The sequence below is a fragment of the SAR324 cluster bacterium genome (assembly GCA_015232315.1).
In the GTDB taxonomy this organism is placed as follows: domain Bacteria; phylum SAR324; class SAR324; order SAR324; family NAC60-12; genus JADFZZ01.
The window spans coordinates 50,437-68,169 of the sequence record JADFZZ010000022.1 but is presented as its reverse complement, the minus strand read 5'-3'; the positions used below and the strand labels follow the sequence as shown (position 1 = coordinate 68,169).

Sequence of the window (17,733 nt, the reverse complement as noted above, 5' to 3'; positions counted from 1 at the left end):
CGTGTACCCCTTATAAATAGAGGGCTGGAAGGCGCTTATTACATTTTGTTACAAATTGTTACTTTTCTGAGAAGATCTTTAATTAAATCAAAGCTAGGATGCAGTTGTGTTCAAAACACGTATTTGTTAATCAATTCATTTGGAGGGCATTATGAAATGCAAAAACAGAAAGCGACGATTCTTTTACCGATTCTCTTTGTTGTGGTTATTGATCGGAACCATTGGTCTGGCAGGGTGCCGCAAAACACCTGAAAAACGAGCCGAGTGGGTCGTGGATCATATCGCAGATGAACTGGAACTGACAGAAGAGCAGTCGGGGCATCTCAACCAGATCAAAACTGAATTTCTGGAAAAACGAACGCAATGGACCTCAGTGCACAAAAACGTGATGGATTTGGCAGTGGAACAGATGAAAGCCGAAACGGTGGAACAGGAAAAATGGGATCAACTGGTCGGAAATACCCAACAGAAGACTGGTGACGCCATTGAGTTTTTCCGGCAAAAGTATGTGGAGTTTTATCAAATGCTAACTCCGGAACAACGCATGAAAGCAGCGGAACTGATGGAAAAACATCGGGAACGCATCGAAAAATACCATAATCATTAACAAATTTCCCCACGGGTTCTTCAGTTCATGAAGAACCCATAATTCGGACTAATCGAAACCCGTTTTTTGCCACAGAGACACGGAGATCCAGAGATAATTATATAAAAAATTCTCTGTGACACTGAGTCTCTGTGGCAAAATTTTTTTCTACTTTTTGAAAAATTTCACCTGTAAGACATTTCCGATGAATAGACTATGGAACATGCGCATTCCCCCAAATTATTGGTGATTGACGACGATGAAAAACTCAATCGTCTGCTCCGGAACTATTTCGAAAAATATCAATTTCAGGTCCTATCAGCACTAACACCCACCGAAGGTTTCAAAAAACTGGAGGAAAAACCCGATCTGGTTATTCTGGATGTGATGTTGCCTGAAATGGATGGCTTCGAAGTTTGCCGCCGCATCAGACATCAGAGCCAGGTGCCTGTGATCATGTTAACCGCTCGCGGTGACGTGATGGATCGTGTGATTGGACTCGAAATGGGCGCGGACGATTATCTGCCCAAACCCTTTGAACCACGGGAACTTCTGGCTCGAATCCAGTCTGTGTTACGCCGAACCAACCACACTTCACGTCCCCCGGATCAGTCCGCTGAAATTCTGAAATTCACTCCTGGATTGGTCATTCATCTAAAAAAACATGAAGTCACACTGAATGGCGTCCCCCTGGAAATGACCTCGATGGAATTTGCCCTGTTGTCCTGTCTGGCACAACAACCACAAACGGTATTGAACAGAGACCAGTTGCTGGATCATCTTCGCGGGATTGAATGGGAATCCTACAATCGGTCGGTGGATGTGCTGATGAGTCGCTTGCGTCAGAAACTGGGAGATGACCCCAAACATCCTTCGTATATCAAAACGGTCTGGGGAACCGGTTATATTTTCGTGGGAGTGGCCGATGAGACATAGAATCAGGCATCGTATCAGCCATTCCATTTTATTGAAGCTGACATTGATTCTGCTTGTAGCCGGAGTGGCGATCAACATGGCAGTGAGTCACACCTTCAGTTTGAACTGGGATTTCTGGCAGGATTTTTCACGGCTTCACCTGAAAAACTACGCAGGATACATTCAACACGAACTCGGCTCGCCACCTCAACTGGAACATGCGGAAAAGCTGGGTGAGAAGCTTAAACTATCGATCCGCTTTGAATCAAATCAGGACCACTGGTCCACAAACCCATCGATGCCAACACTTGCAGAATTGCCTCATGCGGAACTTCAGGAAAATGTTCCGCAATTCAGAAGAAGCCGTTACCGTTTTTTTGTGATTTATCCTGTGGCCAATGGAGTCTTCATCTTCAGTCCCAAGTCTTATCGTAAAACCATGATTCATACACTGATTCCGCTCATGATGGTTCTCACCTTGATTCTGATTGTCTGTTACTTTGCCATAAAACGGGTATTGCGCCCACTTCCGGTGCTGATTGAAGGAACCCGTCAGGTCGGACAGGGACGACTGGATTACCGATTGCCAATCTGGTCCAAGGATGAATTGGGGCAGTTGTCACAGGCCTTCAATGACATGACAGAAAAACTCCAGAAAATGATTCAGGCCAAGGAACACCTGCTGCGAGATGTGAGCCATGAATTGCGGTCTCCCATTTCACGGGTCAAGGTCGCCTTGGAATTTGTGGACAATTCAGAAATTCGCCAGAGCATTGCTGAAGACATGCGCGACATGGAAACCATGGTTCAGGAAATTCTGGAAACAGAGCGCCTGAACAGCGGATTCGGGACCTTGAAACTTGAAAACATAAACATGACGGATCTTTGTCAGGAAATGACAGATATTTATAGCACAACACCTCCTGGTGTCACCTTGATCAAACCGTCAGAACCTTGCAGTTGCAGGGGGGATGCCGGAAAACTGAAAATGGTTCTGCGGAATTTGCTGGAAAATAGCCTCAAATATTCAGCCCACCAGTCTCGTCCGGTAGAAATGCATCTGTGGTGTGACAGTCACATGCATGTGATGATTCAGGATTTTGGACATGGTATCCCACTACAGGATCTGCCTTTGATTTTTGAACCCTTTTACAGAGTCGATAAATCCCGAAACAAGGCCACCGGAGGGTATGGGCTAGGCTTGAGCCTGTGCAAAACCATTGTTGAAGCGCATGGCGGAACCATTTCGGTCCAGAGTGAGGAAGGGGATGGTTGCCGTATAGAGGTCACATTGTCTCTCGCAAACTGAATTGGATTTGCCGGAATTTTAATTTATTCTTGTGTTGGTGCTTGTGTTGTGACATTTCCAGTTTATAAGATGGATATTAATCCCACATCATATTTATCAATTATGTACACTGTGGTCCATGAAACTTGGCAATATTTTCAAGGGAAAAACAACAACAGAGACATCCCCTGAAACAAAAAAAAACGCAAAACCCACAACTGCCGTACCCTCTGCGGCAACGGATTCCCCACCCTCCCGATCTCCGCAATTTTCTCAGCAGAAAGCTGTTTTAAAACAACTTCATTTTGAAATGGGGATTGTTGACCAGGATCCGTCCAAATCCTTTGATTATGATTCGTTGCTTGAGACCATGCAAACCAGCGAAATCAGTCAGATGACCGCCCAATGTTTTTCTGAAGAACAACTGAACAATTTCCGGAATTACACAAAAACTGAACTGGAATCGCTTTCCAGAGTGAATCATGAACGGGTTCAAAGCCTGTTTGGGTTGGCAGAAGAACCGCTTGTGAACAGTATTTATGAAAGCGTGTTTCTCTTTGACATTAACCCTGAAGCCGGCACCAGCCTTGAACTCTCAGAAAAAGAAGGCGGAGACCCTCAGGGCGAAGCTCTCGAAAATCAGGATTTTCAGCCATTTTTTAAAAACGCGCTGCATGGTGTGGCCAGTGCCGAACGCTATCTACCACCATCTTCTGATCAGAACCCGGGATTGAAAGGTTATGTCAACAAAGAATATCCCGACCTTGCGGGAACGTTTCAAAGTTCCTCTTCGTCTGATATCAAAGCACTCACCACCATTGGCAGTCTGGGCGGCATAGGTCACAAACCCGATTCCGATATGGATATGCAGGTCATTTGTGATACCGATCCCCAATTTTCTCATCCCTGGAATGACGCTGATTTCTTTATTGCCCTCCTCATGGGTTTTATGAACGCGGTCGTTGAAAACACCATGACTCAGGCAAAGGAAGAACAACAAGAACAGATCGAAAACACCATCAAGGAACAGCTTCGGCAAAAATATGGGGAAGGTCTGACGGAACATGAACGGCAAATTATTCATATTATTTTTCCGGGGAGTTATGAACAGGCCCGCAGACATACGGTGTGGAAGCATTTTCAGACGATTGATTCTGTCACGCAGACAAAGTTGATGTGCGACACTGCCGCTGAAATTATACCGAATTTTCCGGTGTTTTATAAATACGCTGCACAATTGACAGCTTTTTTCCCCGCGTTGAAATCCATCTCCGCAGCCAACTTCTGCCAGCAATATTACCCTCACTGTGTGACGCGGTTCAATCAGGCACTCATGGAAAAATGGCTGATTCGCTATTACCATGAAAAAGTTCTGACTCAACCTCAGTGTGCCCAAATTCTAAAAAATATCGCACAACAAAACCAGGTGCAGGTCACAGCCCTGACCGCTGAAAAAAAACATAACGGACTACTTGAGCATCTACTGAGGTCCCCTCATGCGGATCATGTGATCATTCATTTTTTGAACTATTTGATGAGCCGCATTCCAATTGACGCGTTTTCCCGAATTGATCAGATTGTGGAATGTTCCCGTCAGATTCTCAAAAACAGTCAAAAAATATTAAAAAAACAATTGGGTTCAGAATTGGAAAGTGTCGCCAAAATTAAATTCAAGCTGCAATCCACACAACTTGCCGAGGCACGGATGTTTTGGCATGCCACTGAAAAAGAGGCAGAAACACATTATCCGACTCACATGAAAATAAAGGTTCTTGAAGCGTATCTTACCCGGAAATATCCTGCGGCAGAAGTCCATTTTTTTCTCAATATCCTGAGACGTCAACGTGCGGGACTGCACACACCCTTTCTGGTTTCCCCGGAAGGAAGCCTGGCCTATGCCTTGTTGCTGAATGATTTTCTGCTGAATCCTGCGGTATTTCTATGCGGCCCCCCGCCCATGCCGTTTGATCTGCCACATGATTTCAAGTTATTCTGTAAAATTGGAGTTTTTGATACGGGTTCATGGACCTTCGACCTTCAAAAGGCGGATGCTTCCCGCGAGTCACTGACGTTGGCCTCACTTTCTGACTGGGGTCAACTGGAATTACCCCGCAACGTGATCTGGGAACATGCCATTCCTGTGTTTTTACGCGAAAGCGAAAAAGTGAGCCACCGTAATCTGCCCAAAGCCCTGCTCAACTGCTGGTGGTTGGAAATGCTGTGCTGTCTGGAAGAAGACGCGGAAGTCCCCACCAGTCTCACCCGTCTGTTGTTGAATCCTGAACGTCGGATCTTCATAAAAATTCCGCTAGATCATCCGTGGGTTCAGGCCATTTCCGGAATGGAACAGACCTTCCCGCAGTTGGTCCGCGATCCCTGGTGGTTGAAATTTACGGAAATGCTGATGCGCTTTCAAAACAAGGAAATCCGACAGCAAATTATTTTTTGCTTTGCCCAGCACATCCGGATTTCAGATATTATTGATTTTAATAATGAAGCCAAACCTGTCTGGATCGACAAACAGAAAGCGTCATGGCGGACTCTGGCAATGCTCCAGTTCTATGACATCTTTTTTTCGGCGCCACAGGATCGGATCAATCTGGCCAAGTTTTCTCAAGGCCGTGATGATGTTGGCAATGAAGTCGAAATGATCCTCAAGCGGATGTTTGTGGAATCCATGCGGCGCGTTGAAAATAAACTGCTCAAACTCGGTCATCACCGGGCCGCCAAAGCCCTTCATCAGTACCTGACCCGTCAAGGGTTGGGCGAAGCACTTTCTGAGGAGCTTTCCAAGCTACTCAACAGCCTGTTGCCCCAGACCACTCCGCATTTGGTTGTGGCTGATGAAAAACTGATACAAAAACGACAGCAGGATTCTGACAATCTGACGTCCATGGAAAAGCTCCAGATTCAGGAAATTCAGCAGGACCGCTCACGCCTTAAAAAAGCGGTGGAAATGATCATGTTCTTCTGTGGTGAGCATAAAATTCCGGTGGTCGCCCCGGTTCTGGCAAAACATATCCATGGCACACGCGTCAAGATTGCCGGCGAACCGCTGGAAAACGTTATTTTCAAATATCATTTTGAAAAAAACTTTGAGCGCAAACTGTTTCAGGTACCACTGCCTATTTCCAAAAGTCTCAGCATTCCGCGCAACAGGATCATGCTTGAATTCGATGCGACAACCGAACAATGGCAATTCAAATCCATCCTGAGTAAAAAAGAAGTCAAACAGATGGGCGGATCTGCCATGAACCGTGAAGAAAGTGAAATGGTCATGTTCTCGGAAGCACTGGTTCAGGGGCTCGCACGCTGTGTGTTTAGCGGCTACCTGGGCTATGGCGCAACCAACAGCACCTCGTTTCTCAAACTGCCGGCAAAAGGCAACAGCCTGGTCGGCACCAATCCTGTCAATTCACAGGAGTTAGAGCTTCTGGCACATGACATTCATGATTTTTTCAGGCCGATTTCCATCAAACCCTACGAGTTGCTGGATCACATTCACTATATCCGCGAAATCATGATCATCTGTAATGTCAACCGCTTCAATACCTTGTCCATGATTGTCAGGGATAACTTGAACGAAGCGTTTGTGCTGGATCAAAACATTGATGCCATTTCCATCAAATTTGATCAAAAGCACATGGTCAGCAATGACAAACAATTCCCGTCATTTTTTCAGCGGTTCAACACAAAAGAATGCCGACAACAATTTCTGGATACGCTGAATCAGCTTGAAATCCCCTTGAACGCCAACCATCCCCCCAAATGCAAGGTCTGGTGCAACACGGGAAGTTTTGAGATCCCGATCGCTCCCAAATTTTACCGGGTCTATCTCAACGGTATCGCAAGCACCTTATGGCCTCTGGAATCACTCCGGGAGCCTGCCTTTCTAACTCCGCTCAAACTGGATAGCACACTCGACAGTTTAGGGAAACAAGCCATCCAGCAATTTCAGGCCCTGGAAGCCAAAAAACAGGAATTACGGGACAAAGCCAATCAAAAAAACGCGAGACGCACCCGCGAATACATGTCGAAACGCGCCAGGGAATCCTGATTTCTCCGTTTATTCCGCACACAATAATCAGCTTAACCTGATTGTCAGGCAGAAAAAGGATTTTTTCCTCAATGCTGAAACAATTACTTGCTTCTCTGAAAAAACACGCTAAAAGTTTAATATTCAACAGAGAAGATCTCTGAGGATGACTTAATTTACAGGAGAAACCGTGAGCTCATTAATGAAAAGTTTAGGAATCTGGTTTTTAATTGGAATGATCATGCTCATTTTATTCAATGTGCTTGGTGGAGAACGTTCCACAGAAATGAGGATTCCTTTTTCTGATTTTCTCAACCAGGTTGAGCATGGGAAAATTATTGAAGTGTTGGTCCGTGGCAATGAAGCCATCGGGATGGCCGATGGCCAGAAACGAATCCAGACCTACATCCCCAACTACCCACAATTCTTTGAGATCCTTCAACAAAAAGGTGTCAGAGTGCGTGTGGAATCAACCAGTCGTGGCAACCTGTTGCTGGCAATTCTGAACAGTTGGCTACCAATGCTTCTGATCATCGGGATCTGGATTTTTTTCATGCGACAAGTGCAGGGCGGAAGCAACAAAGCCATGAATTTTGGGAGAGTCCGTGTTCGCATGATTGAAAAAAAGGACAACCCCATCACCTTCAAGAATGTCGCGGGAATTGATGAATCCCGTGAGGAATTGAGCGAAATTGTCGAATTTCTGGCAGATCCACGCAAATTTGAAAAACTTGGTGGCGAGATTCCCAAAGGTGTCTTGCTGATTGGAAATCCCGGTACAGGTAAAACCCTGTTGGCCAAAGCCATTGCCGGTGAAGCCGAAGTTCCGTTTTTCAGCATCAGTGGTTCTGATTTTGTGGAAATGTTTGTCGGTGTGGGTGCCAGCCGGGTCCGTGACCTGTTTGAGCAGGGTAAAAAATACGCGCCGTGTATTATCTTTATTGATGAAATTGACGCGGTGGGACGAAGTCGGGGTGCAGGCCTGGGCGGTGGAAATGACGAACGCGAACAGACACTCAATCAATTGCTGGTGGAAATGGATGGTTTTGACACCAATGAAGGTGTCATTGTGATTGCCGCCACCAATCGACCCGATGTTCTCGATTCCGCGCTGTTGCGTCCGGGACGTTTTGACCGGCATATTGTAGTGCCAAATCCAGACCTGGGTGGCAGATTCCAGATTCTGAAAGTACACACTGAAAACATCCAGTTGGAAGCCGGAGTTGATTTGCAGGTTATTGCCCGTGGAACTCCGGGATTTACAGGCGCGGATCTTGCGAATCTGGTGAATGAAGCCGCCTTGTGGGCCGCCAGAAATAACAAGGTTGCAGTCACCCTCGAGGATTTTGAATATGCCAAGGATAAAGTCCTGATGGGAACCGAACGCCGGAGCATGCTGATCAGCGATGAAGAAAAACGAACCACCGCCTATCATGAAGCTGGACATGCACTGGTGGCCGCCACCATTCCAGATGTGGACCCCGTTCACAAAGTCACCATCATTCCCCGTGGTCGTGCGCTGGGAATCACACAGCTTCTGCCCATTGAGGACCATCACAGCTATAGCAAAAAGAAACTCATTGGCCACATCACCATGACCATGGGGGGACGTGCCGCGGAACATCTCATTTTCAACCGATTCACAACCGGAGCCAGTGATGATCTAAAAAAAGCGACAGACCTCGCACGAAAAATGACTTGTCAGTGGGGGATGAATGAGACCCTGGGGCCTCTGGCCTACTCTGAAAACGCAGGGCATGTTTTTCTGGGACGCGACATGGTTCAGCATAAAACCTATAGCAATGAAACGGCCCAGATGATTGATGCCGAGATTCGAAATATTCTGACACGATGCTATGATCGGGCAAAAAATATTTTGACCATGCATCGACAGGCGCTGGAACATATTGCCAAAGCGTTGATTGAAAAAGAAACCATTGATGGCGAGGAGGTCAAGGAAACACTCAAACGTTTTGCTCCCAATCCTGTCGGATCAGGCAATTGAATACTCCGGCACCTTGACAATGGTCGCTCAGGTTCCTTAAACCATGTAACAAGTTACTTTCTCCCATGATCAGTTTTTTTAAAAATCTCGAACTTGGATGGCAGGATGCCCTGGATATCGGACTCCTGTATTTTATCCTTTATCGTGCCCTCATGCTGATCAAGGGAACCCGCACCATTCCAATGTTGATGGGTTTTTTCCTGTTGTTTGCCTTATATCTCTTCTCACAAGTCTTCCAACTGGATGCGATTGGTCTGCTACTGGATAACGTGGTCACATCCCTGGTTCTGGTGTTCGTCGTTTTGTTTCAGGCAGATTTAAGAAACGCCCTGGCACAGTTTGGTCTGATGGCCTTGTTCCGGGACTCAACCGGTCAGAATAAAAAAGATCTGGTAGACCAATGCATCCAGGCATGTATGGTGATGGCCAGACGACGTATCGGCGCACTGATTGTGTTTGAACGTGAAGCGGGATTGCGCAACTTTATCGAGAAAAGCACAATACTGGACGCCGTTCCCAGTGAAGCCTTGCTCCTGAGTATTTTTCATCCGACATCCCCCCTCCATGATGGCGCTGTTGTGATCGATAAAAAAGGACGGTTAGCCGCGGCACGTTGTATTCTGCCTGTATCCATGAACCAGAAAATCAATCCGGCATTAGGAACCAGGCATCGGGCCGCTATCGGTTTGTCAGAAGAAAATGACGCGGTGGTTCTTATTGTTTCAGAGGAACGGAGTGAAATCAGCCTGAGTTATAAAGGACAACTCATGCGTGCCGTGGAAGAGAATGTTAAACAGATCCTGCTTGAACTTCTGGTCGGCAAATTGCCCGATAATGTGGAACAGAAAACAGAACAGGAGCCTGTCCTCGTGGATCAACCACCACCTGTTAAGGAATCCGAAAAAACTCCGGTCATTCCGGTTGACACAGTGTGACTTATGCTTGTTTTTCGCAACATCAAAATATCAGAAAATAACGCCTTCAAAATTCTTGCGGTATTCCTGGCTCTTGGCATCTGGTTTCAAGCCAAACGCGGGGCAGAGACCACAGAGATGAGTTTTTTTGCGCCAATCGTTTTCAAGCAGTTACCTGCCAATTTGATCATCACGTCCGATCCTCCCCCAATGGTGAATGTTTCGGCCTTGATTGTAACCCGGCGTGGAAAAACATTTAATCCCAATGATGTTCAATTGATTCTGGATCTTTCCAATCTCAACTCCGGAACATTTCCCTATGATCTGACAACCGATCAGGTCACAGCACCATCGAACATCCGGATACTCAGCATTTCGCCAGCCCAGATCACCATTCAGACTGAAGAAATCATTGAACGGGTTATTCCCCTCAAACCAAGGTATCAGGGACAACTCAAACAAAACTATGTGCTTGAGAAAATCGAAGTCATTCCGGATTCGGTCACACTCAAAGGTCCCAAATCCAGAATGCAGAATCTGTCAAATATCTTCACCAAGGAAATCAATTTGCAGGATTTGAACAGCTCCATTGATCTGATTGTGCATCTTGATCTGCCAGATAAGACATTGCAGATTATTGACACCAACATTGACTTCTATACCGCACGTATCAGTGTCATCAGTCTGCCAATCCGACGTCTGTTTAACAATGTTCCCATCTATCTGACCAATGCGACCTATGTGAGCGTGATCAATCCACCGACTTTCAATCTCCAGGTGGAAGGTCCTGCTGATATTGTTGAACATCTGGATCCCACCCAGATCTATGGAGTCGTGGATTTGACCGATTATAAACCGGGAACAGCCAAAGTGATCCCAACACCGGTTGTTCCCAAAGAGATTACAATTTTCAAACAGTGGCCCCCAATATCATTATGGGTGAAACGACAACAAATTTCTGATGATAAAAAATAAGGAAAAAAATGGCACTTCTGCATGTCAATGTAGATCACATCGCAACAATCCGTCAGGCAAGGCGGGGAATTGAACCAGATCCAGTGACTGCCGCACTCATGGCGGAACTAGCAGGAGCGCATGGCATTACAGTCCATTTGAGAGAAGACCGCAGACACATTCAGGATCGGGATGTTCAAATTCTGAGACAAGTGGTTCAGACCAGACTCAATCTGGAAATGGCGGCCACTGAAGAAATGTTTGCCGTGGCTCTTGAACTTAAGCCTGATATTGTTACACTGGTTCCTGAAAAAAGGCAGGAAATCACCACGGAGGGAGGCTTGGATGCCTGCGGCGCTTCTGAAGTGATGCGCCGGGGAATTCAGCGTCTTGTGGAAACGGGAATCCGCGTCAGCCTGTTTATTGATCCGGAATTACCACAGATTGAGGCAAGTGCGCAATTGGGGGCCCAAGATGTGGAACTGCATACAGGGGCCTATGCCAATGCCCGTCTGGAGCAGGATATCACCCATGAACTCCGCCGTCTGGGACACGCTGCCGAAAGAGCGCACCAGCAAGGATTGCAGGTCAATGCGGGACATGGCCTTAATTACAGCAATGTCCAGGCCGTTTGTCGTCTTCCCTATGTCGCAGAATTGAATATTGGCCACAGCATCATCAGCCGGGCCACATTCACAGGAATTCAGATCGCGATCAAAGAAATGCTGTCACTGATGCGTGATGCCTGATTTCCAACACAGCCATCAATATATTTTATAAACACTTTTTCAAATATTCCTTCCATGAAAGACATAATTATCAATTACACGCCTCATGAAACACGAGTAGCCATCATTGAAGATGGACTTCTTTCTGAAATTCATTACGAACGACAAAAAGAACGTGGAATCGTAGGCAACATTTATAAGGGGAAAGTCCTCAAGGTGCTTCCGGGGATGGAAGCGGCATTTGTGGATATCGGCGAAGAAAAAGCCGCGTTTTTATATGTGGATGATGTGCTTCCGGAAGGGGCATTTTCCACTGATCCTGAGGTGGCACCATCGTCAAAAAAAGAAAAAAAAGTAATCGAGGACTTGCTTCAGGAAGGCCAGGATGTTCTGGTTCAGGTGTCCAAAGGACCCATCAGCACCAAAGGCGCACGCATCACCAGCCATGTTTCATTGCCGGGAAGAAATCTGGTGCATATGCCCACCACCGACACCCTTGGTGTCTCCCGTCAAATCACTGATGACAAGGAACGCGGACGGCTCAAGGAAATCGTCAACCGACTTAGGCCTGACAAAGCAGGATTCATCATCCGCACTGTTGCAGAAAACCGGGACGAGGATGATTTACGTTCTGACATCAATTATCTGGTGTCGTTGTGGGCGACAATTCTTAAAAAGTTCAATGAACTCCCGGCTCCGGCATTGCTTCACACCGATCTGGATATTATTTTCCGGACAATTCGGGATATGCTTTCCAGAGAAGTCCGCAAATTTGTGGTGGACAACAAAAACCAGTTCAAGGATGTCCAGACATTCATCAAAACCTATCTGCCACGTTACTATTCCCTGCTGGAATATTTCACCAAAAATGTGCCGATCTTTGATCACTATGGCATTGAATCAGAAATTGACCGGGCACTGGGGCAAAAAGTGTGGCTGAAATCCGGCGGATACCTGATCATTGACCAGACAGAAGCCTTGACAGCGGTTGATGTCAACACAGGACGTTTTGTTGGTAAGGAAAGCCATGAAAAAACTATCCTGAAAACCAATCTGGAAGCCGCCGAAGAACTGGTTTATCAGCTCCAATTGAGAAACATCGGCGGAATCATCATCATTGACTTTATTGACATGGAAGTGGCCCAGCACAGACAAATGGTCTATCAGGCACTGAAAGATCAGCTTCGTCATGACAAGGCCCGCAGCAAGATTCTTCAAATCAGCGAAATGGGTCTGGTTGAAATGACCCGGAAACGGGACCGTGAAAATCTGAGCCGGTATCTGTGTGATCCCTGTCCTTATTGTGAAGGAAAAGGCCAGATCAAATCACTCTCGACCGTCAGTTATGATATTTTCAGAGAAATCTACCGTAGTTGCAAACGGAGAAGTCGTGGTTCCGTGGTCATTTTTGTGAATCCGGATGTGTATGAATATCTCCAGAGTGAAGCACTGAACGATATCAAACAGATTGAAGGTGATATTGGCCAGACCGTCAGTTTCAAACCACTGGAAGAACTGCATCAGGAACAGTTTGAACTCTATGAATATTAATCTTGTCGGAGAAATGTCTTATGCTGGAAAAACAGGCCGTCCATAATCTTGAAACCCACCTCCGTGCCAATCCCTATCCGGGGAGAGGAATCATTATTGGCAGGAACGATCTCCGGGAATGGATGATGGTGTACTGGATCATGGGACGCAGTGCCAACAGTCGCAACCGGCAGTTTGTGTATGAAAACAACATCCTCAAAACAACTCCGGCAGATCCCGCCAAAGTGAGTGATCCCTCATTGATCATCTACAATGCGTTCAGGGTTCTCGGCAGTCAGTATATTGTGACCAATGGCAGTCATACCGATGTGATTCATGACGGACTCAAACAGGGAAAAACCTTTGAGGACAGTCTGCAAGGAGAAAAACATGAACCGGACGCTCCCAATTTCACGCCCAGGATTTCAGGTTTGCTTGATTTGGGAACAGAGCCCCGCGCAAGTTTGTCCATCCTCACCGCCAACCCCTTCAAGGCTGACACAGCCAACCACGCGTTTTATCGTTATCCGCACATTGAACCCGGTTATGGCTATCTGGTAACAACCTATCAGGGCGATGGTTCCCCCCTTCCCTCTTTTTCAGGCACACCGTTGCTGGTTCCCTTGCGTGGTAATTTGTCAGAAATTGCCCAAACCTATTGGAACGCTCTCAATTCAGAAAACAGGATTTCTCTTGCGGTGATCAAAGCCGTGCCCGATCATGCTCCCGAAATGGTCCTGCTGAATCAATATTCGTGACACAAATCTCTGAGTTCATGCTCAGGGATTCTTGATCTTGACATGATTAGCCCAGAATCGTCTTCAGACACTTTCGCAGTGACTGTAAATCCTGGCTTTGGAGAGTTCCCAGTTGTTGAAGTACCATGGATTGTTCCAGGGTAGTAATCACGGGTTTACCGACGGAAGGTTTGATCAATCCAGCCTCTTTCCAATCCTCAATCAGAAACTCTCCCACCAATTGAGCAGAACGGACCTGACTCGTGACAGCCATGACAATCACATCCGGTTTACTTTGCTGATAAAGTGAGGAACTAATCACCACGGCAGGTCTCTTTTTCGTCGCGGTTTGATCGGTGAAAGGAAAGGGAATCAGTAGCACATCCCCAAAATTATAAGTGGTCATACTCGGCATCCTCGGAGTTGTCCCAGACCTTGGCGAAGGACGCTTCAGACGTCCGCATGGCGTCGTTCATCAATTGGCGGTCCGCTTCCCGTTGACTGATGAAATCAATAAAATCTTCCACCTCCTGAAGTCTTGAACGTGGAAGCGATTGAATCTTTTCAATTAAGTGCATTGTTAGAGATTCCATGGTTTTCTATTATTAAGAGGTAGCAGAAGTATTATAAGTTACACGGGTTTGTATCCCTAAGGAGACTATCAATCACGTATAGAATCAGCGCCTTATCAGTGATATGCAGATGATCAAGGGACAAGAGTACACCAGATCCGGTGTACTCTATTTTCTGAAAGCCTGAAATTTTGAACCAGGCTTTGGAGAAGGGATCAGAATTATTTTTTTTGATCGCCTACAACACTTTTGAGTGGACATGGTTTAAATATTGGACATTTTTCACATCCTTTGGCTTTAGCAATCGGACATAAAATCATGGTTTTTCTCCTATGAGGGTTGGTCTGAAAAAATGAAACTCTGGTTTACACGAACTGCTCAGCACAAAACCAAAAAAATCCGTAAAACATCAGGATTTGTCTATCAATAATTTTCGACATGGTGAAGCTACTGTTTGATTTTCAACAACACCTTGTCATGTTGAAAACATCAATACTTAAGTTGATGTGCGGATTGAGACGAACCTATTTCAATGCTTACAATTTGAAAGCTAAAAAATAATCATTATCCAGTGCTGTGTGTGTGAATTGATCACAGTTTCTGTATCCCCCTGTCGTCTTGACCTAAATTATGTTCATCCCGTTTTTCTAACTTCAATTCATCTTGTTTGCAACGCTATCAGTCCTTTAACCCCACTGTTCAATCTTTGAAAGAAGCAGATCACCGATGTCTCTCCGATAATCTCAATGAAATGACTTTCCCTGTTTGATTTTTCTGTTCAGACATATTAACGAACACAATAGACTCACAGTTACACTCTTTGTTAACCTATCATGAGGTGAATCATGACTAAATATGTTGGTGTTTTAACATCAGGCGGAGACACTCCGGGATTGAATGCGGCCATTCGTGCCATCGGCAAATCTGCAATTGGATTCTATGACATGCACATCATCGGATTTCGGGATGGATTTCGCGGATTGGTGGAAAACCGAAAAATCAGACTCGATGAACAGGAGCTTTCGGGCATCCTGACTGTTGGCGGAACCATTCTGGGAACCAGCCGGGATAAACCCAACAAAATGCCGGTAGGGAATAAAGTCATGGATATGACAGAAACCATTGTGGAAAATTATCAAAGGCTTCATCTGGATGTGGTGGTCTGCCTTGGCGGCGGCGGTACCCAGAAAAACGCTTATCATCTCCAGAAACATGGCTTGAATGTGATCACCCTTCCCAAAACCATTGATAATGATGTGGACATGACCGATGTCACTTTTGGTTTTGATACCGCTCTCGGTATCGCCACGGAGGCCATCGACCGTCTCCACAGCACCGCTCACAGTCATCATCGGATCATCATTTGTGAGGTGATGGGGCACAACGCCGGCTGGTTAGCCCTTGGTGCAGGAATCGCCGGAGGCGCGGATGTCATTCTCATTCCGGAAATTCCCTATAACGTAGATCTCATTGCTGACGCGATCCGACGTAGAAGTCGTGCCGGAAAAAACTTCAGTATTGTTGCCGTGGCTGAAGGCGCGATGTCGATTGACTACGCTGAAAAACTGAATGCGGCCAAGGCCCGAAAAAAAGCGGCCAAGGAAAAAGATAAAGACCCGGAGAAAAGCGATGCGGCCGCAGAATTGGCAAAAATTGAGGCAGAACATAAAAACAACATTATTTTTCTGGCACAGAAACTTGAAGAACTGACGCATCTGGAGGCCCGTGTTTCAATCCTGGGTCATGTGCAACGAGGGGGAATCCCGTCAGCGGCAGATCGTTTGCTTGCGTCAAGACTCGGCACAGCCTGCGCTGAACTGATCGAAAAGGAAGTTTACGGAGTCATGGTCGCCTCTGTAAGCGACAAGGCCAAACCGATTCCTCTGGAAGAAGTGGTCGGCAAACGCAAAATTGTTCCGCTTGATCATTCATGGCTGGAAACAGCCCGCAAGTTGGGAACCTGTCTGGGCGATGAGCTCAAAAAATAACCACAACCGGGAACCATTATTTGATGTCGCTATGAACCACATAAAACATCTGGAAATCCCTATCAGGGAAAAAATTCTCGGTACGCCGATAACTCAAGGTATTGCTGAGGTAATCGTTAAAAATGTCACCAGTGACAACCTGATCCTGAAAGAATGTCTGGCCTCCGTGATTGAGAATCATAATTACGGAGACGACAAGCAAAAACTTCGGGATGATTTTGAGGGGATGCAATTTTACGTTGAACAAAGCATTAAGAAGAACAAGATCAAACTATCTCTCATTTGCCACAATGTTCCGGATACCGCGTTATTTGACCGTGAACACCTGACGCCGGCCCAGTTTCAGCAGTTTTCTTCCATCATCCGTGATCTGGCTCTGCCGCTTTATCTTCCTGACAATGAAGAACCTCGAAGGCTGAATGCGGATGATTCACCGGAAACTGTTTCAAAATGGATCAAGGATTTTGTTCATCGCACAGGACTGCTGGACCGTGGCAAGCGTTCTGTCGTATCGTTTGTATGGGGTGGTCACTCCCTGCCGACTGATTATATCGGTGAATTCAACGAATACCGTTTCGCTGAAAAAATCGGATATTTTTATACGTTGATCAACACCCGGCATCATAAAGATAAAAACCTGGCACAACCCGCTGAAGACATCACCGGTAGCGGCCCCGGAATCATGAAAGCTCCGTTCAAGGGTTCCCTGCAGGCCTTCCATGAACTGCAACAGAAAATCAACCGTTTTTTTATCGGTTTTACCGAACAGGGCATCATGTCTGCGGAAAAATCGAATAAACTGGTCGATCGACTGGTGGTGTTTCCTGACATTGAAAAACGCATGGAAGCCTTCATTCGGGCCGCTCACCGTGGAAGAGTGCATCCCGGTGGGATTGGAACGCTGGAAGAAATCATGATGTTTCTGAGCATGAAACTGCATCCGCGCAATCATGGATTGATTTATCCCTTTGACTGGGTTGAACGCCCGGGTGGACAATATTTTGACATGATCGACCAATATCTGAAGACCTGCTTCAAGGATTCCTTTCTGGAACATTACCAGATTTTTAACAACATCTCTCCACGAACCTATGCCCTGCATATCAAAGAAAGTAACCTGAAACTTGACCGGCGGTTCCTGTGGAATGACCATCTGTATTTCCCCAGGGAACTCCAGACGCCATTTCAGGTCACTTTCGAATCTGTGGAAGCTTTGGAATTGTATGATGATGTCGGCCCCTACAAACTGTGTGAAAATCTCCGGAAGTTTTTTTCCGCGCTGGTCACACTGAACATCAAACGTCCCGAAATTCTTGAATCATGGGGGACAGACCGGCCACGACTGCATGGCAGTTCCAATGTTCTTAAAACGACAGACCATCTCATTGATAAACTGACTGCGGCCGGACGTATGAAAATTGAAGGCGAATACATGAAACCCTATCGAATCCACTAAAAATCATTCCATCTTCCAACTGTC

At 46.2% G+C, this 17,733-nt stretch carries 14 protein-coding genes; 12 read left to right on the top strand and 2 right to left on the bottom strand.

Annotated elements, in window-relative coordinates; genetic code table 11:
- The first annotated feature begins 151 nt into the window (after positions 1-151).
- From HQM11_14255 to HQM11_14210, 10 genes are all read left to right on the top strand, one after another.
- On the top strand, positions 152-607 hold the full coding sequence (locus tag HQM11_14255) for a Spy/CpxP family protein refolding chaperone (protein ID MBF0352192.1): 456 nt from the start codon (positions 152-154) through the stop codon (positions 605-607).
- A 195-nt stretch (positions 608-802) separates the two neighbouring features.
- The gene (locus HQM11_14250; GenBank protein ID MBF0352191.1) at positions 803-1,522 is read left to right on the top strand and encodes a response regulator transcription factor; all 720 of its coding nucleotides are present in this window, start codon (positions 803-805) and stop codon (positions 1,520-1,522) included.
- Positions 1,512-2,810, top strand: coding sequence for a HAMP domain-containing histidine kinase (locus HQM11_14245; protein MBF0352190.1), 1,299 nt, complete (start codon positions 1,512-1,514; stop codon positions 2,808-2,810). Before HQM11_14250 ends, HQM11_14245 begins: the two co-directional genes overlap by 11 nt.
- 118 nt (positions 2,811-2,928) lie before the next feature.
- A complete protein-coding gene (locus HQM11_14240) occupies positions 2,929-6,846 on the top strand; it encodes a hypothetical protein (GenBank protein MBF0352189.1) in 3,918 nt (1,305 codons plus the stop codon).
- Between the two features lie 169 nt (positions 6,847-7,015).
- Positions 7,016-8,830: an ATP-dependent zinc metalloprotease FtsH gene (gene ftsH, locus HQM11_14235; GenBank protein ID MBF0352188.1), complete on the top strand. Its 1,815-nt coding sequence runs from the start codon at positions 7,016-7,018 to the stop codon at positions 8,828-8,830.
- 68 nt (positions 8,831-8,898) lie between these two features.
- Entirely contained in the window at positions 8,899-9,765 is an 867-nt protein-coding gene (locus tag HQM11_14230; protein MBF0352187.1) for a TIGR00159 family protein, read from the top strand.
- A gap of 3 nt (positions 9,766-9,768) precedes the next feature.
- Positions 9,769-10,719 (top strand): hypothetical protein, encoded by a 951-nt coding sequence (locus HQM11_14225; protein MBF0352186.1) that lies wholly within the window; start codon positions 9,769-9,771, stop codon positions 10,717-10,719.
- 8 nt (positions 10,720-10,727) lie between these two features.
- A complete protein-coding gene (locus tag HQM11_14220) occupies positions 10,728-11,447 on the top strand; it encodes a pyridoxine 5'-phosphate synthase (GenBank protein MBF0352185.1) in 720 nt (239 codons plus the stop codon).
- 54 nt (positions 11,448-11,501) lie between these two features.
- Positions 11,502-12,977 (top strand): Rne/Rng family ribonuclease, encoded by a 1,476-nt coding sequence (locus HQM11_14215; protein ID MBF0352184.1) that lies wholly within the window; start codon positions 11,502-11,504, stop codon positions 12,975-12,977.
- 20 nt (positions 12,978-12,997) lie between these two features.
- Entirely contained in the window at positions 12,998-13,714 is a 717-nt protein-coding gene (locus HQM11_14210; protein MBF0352183.1) for an inosine monophosphate cyclohydrolase, read from the top strand.
- A 46-nt stretch (positions 13,715-13,760) separates the two neighbouring features.
- On the opposite strand, the gene HQM11_14205 is transcribed toward HQM11_14210, so the two are convergent.
- Both HQM11_14205 and HQM11_14200 read right to left on the bottom strand, forming a co-directional pair.
- On the bottom strand, positions 13,761-14,108 hold the full coding sequence (locus tag HQM11_14205; protein ID MBF0352182.1) for a type II toxin-antitoxin system PemK/MazF family toxin: 348 nt from the start codon (positions 14,106-14,108) through the stop codon (positions 13,761-13,763).
- Positions 14,086-14,286, bottom strand: a complete 201-nt coding sequence (locus HQM11_14200; protein ID MBF0352181.1) for a toxin-antitoxin system, antitoxin component, Xre family protein — start codon at positions 14,284-14,286, stop codon at positions 14,086-14,088. The genes HQM11_14205 and HQM11_14200 overlap by 23 nt, the downstream gene beginning before the upstream one ends.
- An 824-nt stretch (positions 14,287-15,110) precedes the next feature.
- Between HQM11_14200 and HQM11_14195 the strand changes: the two genes are divergently transcribed.
- Complete coding sequence (locus HQM11_14195; GenBank protein ID MBF0352180.1) at positions 15,111-16,253, top strand: 6-phosphofructokinase; 1,143 nt, start codon at positions 15,111-15,113, stop codon at positions 16,251-16,253.
- 31 nt (positions 16,254-16,284) lie between these two features.
- A complete protein-coding gene (locus HQM11_14190) occupies positions 16,285-17,709 on the top strand; it encodes a DUF3412 domain-containing protein (protein ID MBF0352179.1) in 1,425 nt (474 codons plus the stop codon).
- Positions 17,710-17,733 lie beyond the last annotated feature (24 nt).